Here is a 9173-nt window from a genome sequence, read left to right on the forward strand (position 1 = left end):
CGGAACCGTTGCAGCGCCCGGAGTTGGGCACCCGGACCTTGATCGGGCAGACTATGAGCCACGGCCACCACTTGTCATGATCGAGTTCTTTGGACGGAACCCGAAAATGATCAAGCGGTGGCCGTGCTCATGTCAAAGATCAGGAGCTTCCCGGTTAAAACACCAGCCAGCGGTCAGCGCTGGGAAAGCTCCCCCCATAGCGCTATGTCATCGCGAACCGGGAGGCGCGGGCCAGTTCGTGGGACGCGTCGCCGACGATGGTGACCTCGGTGACTTCCGGTGCGGCCGGCAACTCGGCCCGGACGTCCTGCACGAGGTTGTGCAGCTCCTGGGCGGGGTGCCGGCGCGGCTTCTCGCCGTACGGGTTCAGCCCCATCAGCGTCGCGGGAACGAAGTTCTGTTCGTGTTTCCACGCCAGCATCGCCTCGACCTCGGCGCCGCTGCGGACCGCCTCCCGCAACGCCCAGCGCGTGCGACGAGCGCGAACCCGGTGGCAGGGACCAACGTCACCTCACCGGTGAGCCGATCCGCTCTGCTGAACCGCCGGAAGCCGGCGAAACCTGGGACCCATGAACGCGAAACCGGGCGACTGGCTCGTCGTCAAAGGAACCGGCGGCAGACGCGGGCAGATCGTGTCCGTGCGGCACGAGGACGGCACGCCGCCGTACGTGGTGCGGTGGGCCGGCACCGACCACGAGGTGCTGGTGTTCCCGGGCCCGGACGCCCACGTCGTGACCGCGGAGGACGAAGCCGCGCGACTGCGCGCGGGCTGATCCGAGGTGGGCACCACCACCGCGCTCGCGCACCTCGCCACGGCACTGGCCATCGGGCTGTTGCTGGGCGTGGAACGCGAGCACGACAAGACGAGATCTCCGGCGGGATCACGCACGTTCCCGCTGATCGCGCTCGCCGGCGCGGTCGCGGCGGCGGTGTCCCCGGTGGCGCTCGGCGTTGGGCTGGGCGCGGTCGCGTTGCTCGTGCTCGCCTGGTATCTGCGCTCCGACGACCCCGGTGCGACGACCGAGGTGGCGGCGATCGCGGCGTTCCTGCTGGGCGCGCTGGCGTGGCAACGGCCGGAGCTCGCCGTACCGGTCGGGGTGGTCATCACCGCGCTGCTCGCCGCGAAACGCCCGCTGCATCGGTTCTCCCGCAAGGCCGTCACCGACCGGGACGTGCGGGACGCGATGATCCTGTTCGTCGTCGCGTTCGTGGTGCTTCCGCTGCTGCCCAGCCGGCCGCTCGGCCCGTACGGCGTGCTCAACCCGGCGCGCGTGTGGTGGCTGGTCGTGGCGGTCACGCTGATCGGCTGGGCCGGATACGTGGCGGCGCGCGCACTCGGGCAACGCTGGGGACTGCTGGTCACCGGGTTCGCCGGCGGCTTCGTGTCGGGGTCCGCGACCACCGCGGTGATGGCGCGGAAGTTCCGGACGGAGGGCGAAGCGGCGTTTCCGGGTGCGGTCGCGGTCAACCTGGCCACCCTCACGCAGATGGTCGCGGTGACGGCGGTCGCGAGCCCGCCGGTGGCACTGCGGCTGCTGCCCGCCGCCGTCGCGGGCGCGGTCGTGCTGGCCGGCGAAGTGGCGTGGCTGGTGTGGCGGACGAAGCGCGTCGAGCCGGCCGATGACGAGCCCGTCGTGGCCAGGCCCATGTCGCTGCGCGCGGCGTTGTCGCTGGCCGGGATTCTGGTGCTCTTCCTGGTGGTCACCCGGTCCGCCGCGGACTGGCTGGGCGGCGGGGGAGTGGTGGCCGCGTCCGCGCTCGGCGGCCTGGCGGACGCCCATGCCGCCGCGATCGCGGCCGCTTCGCTTGCCCCGCAGTCGATCTCGGTGCACACCGCCGTCGTGGCCTGTGGCGCAGCGTTGGCCACGAATACCGTGGTGAAGCTGACGCTCGCGACGGTCGCGGGTGGGCCGCGGTTCGCGCTGCGCCTGGCGGCGTGGCTCGCACCGGCCGTCGCGGCGGTTGCCATTGGCATCGTCTGGTAGGACGAAGGTCCCGCGTGGTGCGGGACCCGTGCCACTGAACACCGGCGTCGCCGGGGGCGACGCTGAAGTACATGAGCGACAACGAATCCCGGCCCATCGTGGTCGGTGTGGACGGATCACCCGCCGGCCAGGCGGCCTTGCGCTGGGCCGTTGACGAGGCCCGGCGCCGGAACTGCCCGGTCGACGCGGTCTCCGCGTGGCACCGCGACTACGGCATGGTCATCGGCCCGCTGCCCGCCGAGGTCGGCATGGAGCTCTCGCCCGAACGGATGCGCGAAGGCCAACAGGCCGTGCTCGACGAGGCCACCCGCGGCTTCGACGGGGTCCGCCTGGTCCTCGTCGAGGGCGACCCGAGGACCGTCCTGACCGAGGCGTCGGAGAACGCCGAACTGCTCGTCGTCGGCAACCGCGGGCACAGCCCGTTCGTCGAGGCGATCCTGGGCTCGGTCAGTGCCCACTGCGTGCACCACGCCGCGTGCCCGGTCGTCGTGATCCGGGCGGTCGAGACCGAGGCCGAGCGGGAGGCACCCGAGCCGCTGACGCCCGGTCCGCTGCTGTGAACACGCTGGAGGAGCTGGCACTGCTCACCGACGGGTCGGTCGTCACGCTCCGGGAGCTGGGTCCGCGCGACGTCGGCACGCTGCTGACGTTGCACCGGTCACTGCCGATCGAGGACCAGTACCTGAGGTTCTTCAGCACCTCACCGCGGCAGCTCGAGGACTTCGTGCGGCGGATGGTGTCGCCGGAGGAGCGGCGGCACGTGGTGATCGGCGCGTTCCTGGGCGAACGGCTCCTCGGCGCGGCCAGCTACGTGCTGGCCGGTGACGGTGCCGAGGTCGCCCTGGTCGTGTCGCACGCCGACCAGAAGCACGGCGTCGGCACGTTGCTGCTGGAGCACCTGGCGTCGCTCGCACGCGGGCGGGGTGTGCGGCATTTCGTGGCCGACGTGCTGACGATCAACTCACGGATGCTGCGGGTGTTCACCGACATGGGGCTGGTGTCGCGGATCGTGCCCGACGGCGAGGTGGTGCACGTCGACCTCGGGCTCGAACCCGACGAGCATTATCTCGACACCGTCGCGGAACGCGAGCTGACGGCCGATGTGGCCAGCCTCGCGCACGTGTTGCGACCGGCCTCCGTCGCCGTGGTCGGCGCGAGCCGGTCGCCCGGTTCGGTCGGCAACGCCGTGCTGCGCAACCTCGGCGGCTTCACCGGAGACCTCTACGCGGTCAACCCGCACGCGACGTCCGTCGCGCACGTCACCTGCTACGCCTCGGTCGCGGAACTGCCGGAGGCGCCGGAGCTGGCCGTGTTGTGCGTGCCCGCGAAGGCCGTGCCAGAGGTCGCCGACCAGTGCGGACAGCGCGGCGTCAAGGCGTTGGTGGTCATCTCCTCCGGTGTCGTGGCCGACGACCTGATGGAACCGGTGCGCAGGCACGGTATGCGGCTGGTCGGGCCCAACTGCCTCGGTGTGTCGACGAGCGCGCCCGGTGTCCGGATGAACGCGACGTTCGCCGCCGACGGCATACTTCCCGGCGACATCGGGGTGGCGACGCAGTCCGGTGGCATCGCGATCGCGGTGCTGGAGGAGCTGCGGCGCCTCGGGCTCGGCACGTCGAACCTGGTGTCCACCGGGGACAAGTACGACGTGAGCAGCAACGACCTGTTGATGTGGTGGGAACGCGACGAGCAGACCCGGATCGTCGTGCTGTACCTGGAGTCCTTCGGCAACCCGCGCAAGTTCTCCCGCGTCGCCCGCCGGGTCGCGCGGCGCAAGCCCGTGCTCGCGATCCGGTCCGCGAGCAGCGAGGCCGGTCAGCGGGCGGCCGCGTCGCACACGGCCTCGACCGCCACCCCGTCGGCCACGCGCGACGCGTTGTTCCGCCAGGCCGGGGTGATCGCGGTGGACGGCGTGCCGGAGCTGACCGACGTCCTGACGGCACTGAGCCGGCAGCCGCTCCCGCGCGGCCGGTCCGTCGCGGTGCTGAGCAACGCCGGTGGGCTCGGCGTGCTGGCCGCTGACGCGTGTGTCCGCCAGGGGCTGCGGATGGCCGCCCTGTCGGACGAGACCGGCGCGGCGCTGGCGAAGCTGGTGCCCGCCACCGCGAGCGTGCACAACCCGGTTGACACGACCGCCGTCGTCACCGGCGAGAGGTTCGCCCGGTGCCTGGACATCGTCGGCGCGGACCCGGCCGTCGACGCGGTGATCACGGTGACCGTGCCGACCGCGCTGGGCGATCCGACCGGCGGCGTGCATCCCGTCGACGGCAAGCCCGTACTGGCCGTGCGCACCGGGCAGACCGGCCGGCTGGCGGGGGAGGTGCCCTGTTACGCGGAGCCCGCCCGTGCCGCCGCGGTGCTGGCCCGGCTCGCCGAACGGGCCGAATGGCTGGCCCGGCCCGATGAGCGGCCGATAGTCCAGGTGGACTTGGATTCCGCGCGGTCCGTTGTGGACGGACACGCCGAGGGCTGGCTCGCGCCGGACGAGGTCGTGACGCTGCTGAGGGCGTTCGGCCTGCCCGTGCTCGGCGGAATGCTGACCACGACCGCGGCGAGCGCGATCGCCGCGCAACGCGCCTATGACGCTCCGGTCGCGCTGAAGGCGGTGGCGTCGGGACTGCTGCACAAGAGCAGGGGCGGCGGAGTCGAGCTCGGTGTGCGGACCGCCGACGGCGTGGCGACCGCGTTCCGCGGGTTCCAGCAGCGGTTCGGCGACCGGCTGCGCGGCGTGTTCGTGCAGCCGATGGCGTCGGGCGGCCGTGAGCTGCTCGTCGGCGTGGTGAGCGATGAGAAGTTCGGTCCGCTGGTGGTGACCGGGCTGGGCGGTGTGGACACCGACCTGATCGACGACCGGGCGGCCCGGCTGGCACCACTGTCCACAGCGGACGCCGACGAGCTCGTCCACGGGTTCCGCGCGGCGGGCAAGGTGATCGCCGAACCCGACGAGGCGGCCGTGCGTGACGTGCTGTTGCGGGTGGCGAAGCTCGCCGAGCTCCTGCCCGAGGTCGCCGAGCTCGACATCAACCCGCTCGTGGTGTCGGAGTCGGGCTGCATGGTCGTCGACGCGCGGGTGCGTGTCGCGCGGGCGCATCCGTCTGATCCCTTCCTGCGCAAGCTGAGGACAGGCCGATGAGGACAACCGAGGAAGTGCCACTGTTGCGGCAGATCAGGGTCCGGCACGTGCGCGGCGACGAGTACATGATCCGGTTGCGCGGCCACGAGCTGCACACGGACCAGCCCGAGTTCGACCAGGGCGTGTCGCCGGTCGAACTGTTCATGGCTTCACTGGCCACGTGTGCGGCGCACTACGCGGGCAGGTTCCTCCGGCGGCACGAGCTCTCGCTGGACGGACTCTCCGTGCTCGCGGAGTACGGGATGGCCGACCACCCGGCCCGCGTGGGACGGATCCGGCTGACCATCGACCCGCCCTATTCCCTCACGTCGCACCAGGCGACCGCCATGCGTGCCGTCGTGAGCAACTGCACGGTCCACAACACGCTCCGGCGGCCGCCGGAGGTCGAGATTCGCATCGGCGAGGAGGAACGATGAGCACCGACGGAAACGCCATCGTGGTGGGGATCGACGGCACCCCCGCATCCGAACGGGCGTTGCGGTGGGCGTTGGACGAGGCGGTCACGCGAAAGTGCCCGCTGCATGTGGTGCACGCGTGGGCGTACGAGCCGCTCACCGACTGGTCCGAGACGAACGAACAGCAGGTGCGGCTGCAGTCCGACGCGGTCATCGACGGCGCATTGCGCGCGGCCGCCGTCGGGCGCCTGGAGTTCCCGCAGGTCGTCCGGCGCAGCATCCGCGGCTCGGCGGCGGAGGTGCTGGAGAAAGTGTCGCAGGAAGCGGCGATGCTGGTCGTCGCCTCGCACGCCGGGCACCGCCTGCGCAAGATCGTGCTCGGTTCGACGAGCACCCACTGTGTGCAGCACTCGTCCGCCCCGGTCGTGGTCATCCCGGTCGCCGAAGGAGCCCGTCGATGAGGACCCGTGATGTCATGACCACGTCCGTGGTGACCGTGCGGCCTGGCGACTTCGCCCGCCACGCCGCGGGACTGTTGTCCGACAACGGGTTCACCATGCTGCCGGTCGTCGACGACTCGGGCGCGTTCGTGGGCGTGGTCACCGAGGCGGACGTGCTGCGCGACCGGCTGCCGGTCGACCCCAGGTCCCTGGTGCACGGCAGGCCCGTGCCCGAACGTCCCGCGGCCGCCACCACGGTCGAGCAGGTCATGTCGCAGCCGCCGGTGGTCGCGAGCCCGGCGATGGACGTCGCGGCCCTGGCGGACATCATGCGTGACCAGGATGTGCGCAGCGTGCCGGTCATCGACGGGCCACGGCTGGCCGGTGTCGTCACCCGGCGCGACATGTTGCGAGCGATCAGCCGCGACGACGATCTGATCGGGACCGAGATCCGGCACCGGTTGCGCATGGTCGCCGGGCCGGACCGCTGGACGGTCTCGGTCACCAACGGCTGTGCGTCTATTGTGGACTCGATGGACGACCCGACGGACCGGCACATCGCCGAGGTGCTCGCCCGAGCGGTCGCCGGGGTGGTCGAGGTGCGGTTCCCGGAGGCCAGCCGTGCCGCTGAGCACGGCTGACTCCGGTGCGGCGGCTGTGCCCAGTGCGCGTGTGTTCAGTGCCTGCGTGAGAGCAACAGCCGCCGTTCCGCCGAACGGACGTGATGCCCAGTTCGACGAGTTTCTCGGCGAACTCGGAGTGGGTGGAGGGGGCTTGCCCGCAGAGCGATGAGGTGATGCCAGCGTCGCGTGCGGCGCCGAGCATCGGTTGGGTGAGGTCGTTGCTGCTGCCTTGCGGACCAGCGCCTGCATGCGCTCGAGGTTGGCTCCCTTGCCGCCCGCGACGTCGGTGTCGGTCCTGCCCAGCTCGGTGAAGGTCCGGCGTATGGCTCATCGCAGCTCCTTGAGGACGTCGATCAGGGGCCGGCGCGGTGTCGGGGGCAGGGGGTCGGCGTTGAACCCGGCCCAGCCGATGCGCAGCACCATCTGCGGGCAGCTGGTGCCGCCGAGCACGTGGTTGCGCACGAGGTCCTTGGTGCTGAGCACTTCCAGGGGCTGGCTGAGCGGGCAGGTGGCGAGCCCGGCGCGGCCCGCAGGGTCTTCTCGTCCGGCTGCATCCTGCTCACCTCCAGGTAATGGTTCTCTTGACCGTGTCACCGCCGGATCGCCGGGTTCAGGGGAGTAGGTCCCGGCAGTTCAGGGCATGCCGTCCCTAGGAGCGGACCGCGTCCGCGGCGAAGTCTTGAACGTGGAGGTGAGCCATGAACCTGTTGACCCGACTCGTCCGCTTCGCCGGCCGTAACCCACTGGCCACGGCGGGCGACCGGTTGGAGGCGGCGGTGCTCGTCGGCGCGATCGCGGTGGCGCTGCTGGCCGTCCCGATCGCGGGGGCCACGGGCTCGGAGATCTACGCGACGCAGAAGGCGCAGGCGGCCGCACAGCAGAACACCCGGCACTGGGTCGAGGCGGTGCTCATCCAGGACGCACCTCCGACGATCGGATCCACCGAACGTGGCGGCGTGGTCGAGTCGACTCCCGTGCTCGCCGTCTGGCGACTGCCGAACGGTATGGCGCGCGAGGGCATGGTGCAGGCGCACTACGACGCCAAGGCCGGTGCGACCGTCCCGATCTGGATCGACGACCAAGGAGAAGTCTCCTCACCGCCGCTGACAGCGGAGGGTGCCGCGATCAACGCGATCATCCTCGCGCTGCTGCTGTGGGGCGGCACGTCGGGCGCGATGGCGCTGCTGTACCTCGTGGTTCGCTTCACGCACCAACGGATCCGCATGCGCCGGTTGAGCGCCGAATGGGATCGGATCGCGACCGGGCAGTGAGTCAGCCGGTTACATGGGCCGCGATCTGGTCGGCCCACGCGTTGATCGCGTCCCAGTCGCGATAGTCCCCGGCCATTTCGCCCTGTGCCATCTTCCGCGCGATGAATCCCTTGGCGGTCTTCGCCTCCAGCCGTCCCGGAAAGGTCGTCGGTGCTTCGGTGCCGACCCGCGCCGCGAGCCTGCGCACCTTGGCGGGTGCCTTCTGCGGTGACAGATCTTTGCCCAGTGGCCCGCTGTGGAACAGCCAGACCTTCTTACCGCTCAACCGCTTCAGCAGCTTTACCGCGTCCCCACGCCAGCGCGTCGCGTAGAGGGCACTGCCGAGCACGACCGCGCTGTATCGGTCCAATGAGCGGACCTCGCCCGCCGGCAGCACGGTGACGGAGTGGCCCGCGGCGCGGATCCGTTCGCCGATCGCTTCGGCGATCTCCTTGGTGGAACCCATTTTCGTCGCGTACGCGACCAGAACTTCAGCCATACCACCACGGTGTCGTCCGGAGCATCGCGATGGACAGGGCACTTCGACTCACCGTGGCCGGGCCGCGTTGCTGTTCACCGGCCGCTACCCTCGCGCCCTGTTCGACCTCGTGCTCGGCATGGACCGCTGGGCGCCGCGTTCGCGGCGCCCGTTTCGCGTTCCGTCACCGCAGCCAAGGGTTGGCGCGGACGACCGGCAGGCCGGACCACCAGCGGGCGAGGCCCCACGTAGCACCGGCCGCCGTGGCCGCGACCACGACCAGCGCCACCGCGTAGATGACGTGGTAGTCGATGACCGGGTTGGTGGACATCGTCGGCTGGCCCGCCGAGTCGTGCTGCGCGGGCGGCCATTCCGCGACCCACATGAGCAGCATCATCAGCGCGCCGCTGACCGCCGCGATCCGCAGGCCGATGCCCAGGGTCACCGCGACCCCGATCGCGAGCAGGCCGAGCATGAACAGCGTGTCGGCCCACCAGGTGCCCGCCCAGTCGTGGAACATCGACTGGAACGGACCGACGTCGACCCGGCTCAGGAATCCCTTCGTGGGCGAGCCACCGTTGAACCACGCGTTCTTGCTCTGCGTGGCGTAGCCGAGCCCGAACGCCTTGTCGAAGAACGCCCACAGGAACACCAGTCCCGTGGTGATCCGCAGCACGGCGAGCGACTTTTCGCCCACGTCGGTGCGGGTCGTCGCGGGGACTTTCAGAGCGGACATCGTTGCCTCCTCGTGAATGCGTGTCGTCCCCGAGTGTTGGCACCGGTGATTCGAGACAACGCGGGCACTGGTCCCGACCGGACCGGGACGTCCCACCCTGTGCCGGGTGCACGCCACGGCTGACGCTGGTGGC

General features: G+C 70.9%; 12 protein-coding genes. 8 read left to right on the plus strand and 4 right to left on the minus strand.

The window, feature by feature from the left end; all coding sequences use genetic code 11:
- Positions 1-202 precede the first annotated feature (202 nt).
- Positions 203-460 (minus strand): hypothetical protein, encoded by a 258-nt coding sequence (locus tag QSK35_RS00005; RefSeq protein WP_285741068.1) that lies wholly within the window; start codon positions 458-460, stop codon positions 203-205.
- Between the two features lie 109 nt (positions 461-569).
- Here QSK35_RS00005 and QSK35_RS00010 point away from each other — a divergent pair, with 109 nt between their 5' ends.
- The 7 genes from QSK35_RS00010 to QSK35_RS00040 all read left to right on the plus strand — a co-directional run bounded on the left by QSK35_RS00010 (position 570) and on the right by QSK35_RS00040 (position 6594).
- Entirely contained in the window at positions 570-773 is a 204-nt protein-coding gene (locus tag QSK35_RS00010; protein ID WP_285741069.1) for a DUF1918 domain-containing protein, read from the plus strand.
- A 6-nt stretch (positions 774-779) separates the two neighbouring features.
- Positions 780-1985 (plus strand): MgtC/SapB family protein, encoded by a 1206-nt coding sequence (locus QSK35_RS00015; protein WP_285741070.1) that lies wholly within the window; start codon positions 780-782, stop codon positions 1983-1985.
- Between the two features lie 71 nt (positions 1986-2056).
- Complete coding sequence (locus tag QSK35_RS00020; RefSeq protein ID WP_285741071.1) at positions 2057-2545, plus strand: universal stress protein; 489 nt, start codon at positions 2057-2059, stop codon at positions 2543-2545.
- The gene (locus QSK35_RS00025; protein WP_285741072.1) at positions 2542-5118 is read left to right on the plus strand and encodes a bifunctional acetate--CoA ligase family protein/GNAT family N-acetyltransferase; all 2577 of its coding nucleotides are present in this window, start codon (positions 2542-2544) and stop codon (positions 5116-5118) included. Before QSK35_RS00020 ends, QSK35_RS00025 begins: the two co-directional genes overlap by 4 nt.
- On the plus strand, positions 5115-5534 hold the full coding sequence (locus QSK35_RS00030) for an OsmC family protein (protein ID WP_285741073.1): 420 nt from the start codon (positions 5115-5117) through the stop codon (positions 5532-5534). The genes QSK35_RS00025 and QSK35_RS00030 overlap by 4 nt, the downstream gene beginning before the upstream one ends.
- On the plus strand, positions 5531-5974 hold the full coding sequence (locus tag QSK35_RS00035; RefSeq protein WP_285741074.1) for a universal stress protein: 444 nt from the start codon (positions 5531-5533) through the stop codon (positions 5972-5974). The genes QSK35_RS00030 and QSK35_RS00035 overlap by 4 nt, the downstream gene beginning before the upstream one ends.
- Complete coding sequence (locus QSK35_RS00040; RefSeq protein WP_285741075.1) at positions 5971-6594, plus strand: CBS domain-containing protein; 624 nt, start codon at positions 5971-5973, stop codon at positions 6592-6594. Before QSK35_RS00035 ends, QSK35_RS00040 begins: the two co-directional genes overlap by 4 nt.
- Before the next feature lie 309 nt (positions 6595-6903).
- On the opposite strand, the gene QSK35_RS00045 is transcribed toward QSK35_RS00040, so the two are convergent.
- The gene (locus QSK35_RS00045) at positions 6904-7059 is read right to left on the minus strand and encodes a hypothetical protein (RefSeq protein ID WP_352242929.1); all 156 of its coding nucleotides are present in this window, start codon (positions 7057-7059) and stop codon (positions 6904-6906) included.
- 215 nt (positions 7060-7274) lie between these two features.
- Between QSK35_RS00045 and QSK35_RS00050 the strand changes: the two genes are divergently transcribed.
- Entirely contained in the window at positions 7275-7847 is a 573-nt protein-coding gene (locus QSK35_RS00050; RefSeq protein ID WP_285741076.1) for an Rv1733c family protein, read from the plus strand.
- A gap of 1 nt (position 7848) precedes the next feature.
- Here the strand turns inward: QSK35_RS00050 and QSK35_RS00055 are convergent, their stop codons facing one another.
- Both QSK35_RS00055 and QSK35_RS00060 read right to left on the minus strand, forming a co-directional pair.
- Positions 7849-8325 (minus strand): flavodoxin domain-containing protein, encoded by a 477-nt coding sequence (locus tag QSK35_RS00055; protein WP_285741077.1) that lies wholly within the window; start codon positions 8323-8325, stop codon positions 7849-7851.
- A 163-nt stretch (positions 8326-8488) separates the two neighbouring features.
- Complete coding sequence (locus QSK35_RS00060; RefSeq protein ID WP_285741078.1) at positions 8489-9040, minus strand: DoxX family membrane protein; 552 nt, start codon at positions 9038-9040, stop codon at positions 8489-8491.
- Between the last annotated feature and the right edge of the window lie 133 nt (positions 9041-9173).

It is taken from the genome of Lentzea sp. NBRC 105346 (genome assembly GCF_030269605.1).
In the GTDB taxonomy this organism is placed as follows: Bacteria; Actinomycetota; Actinomycetes; order Mycobacteriales; family Pseudonocardiaceae; genus Lentzea.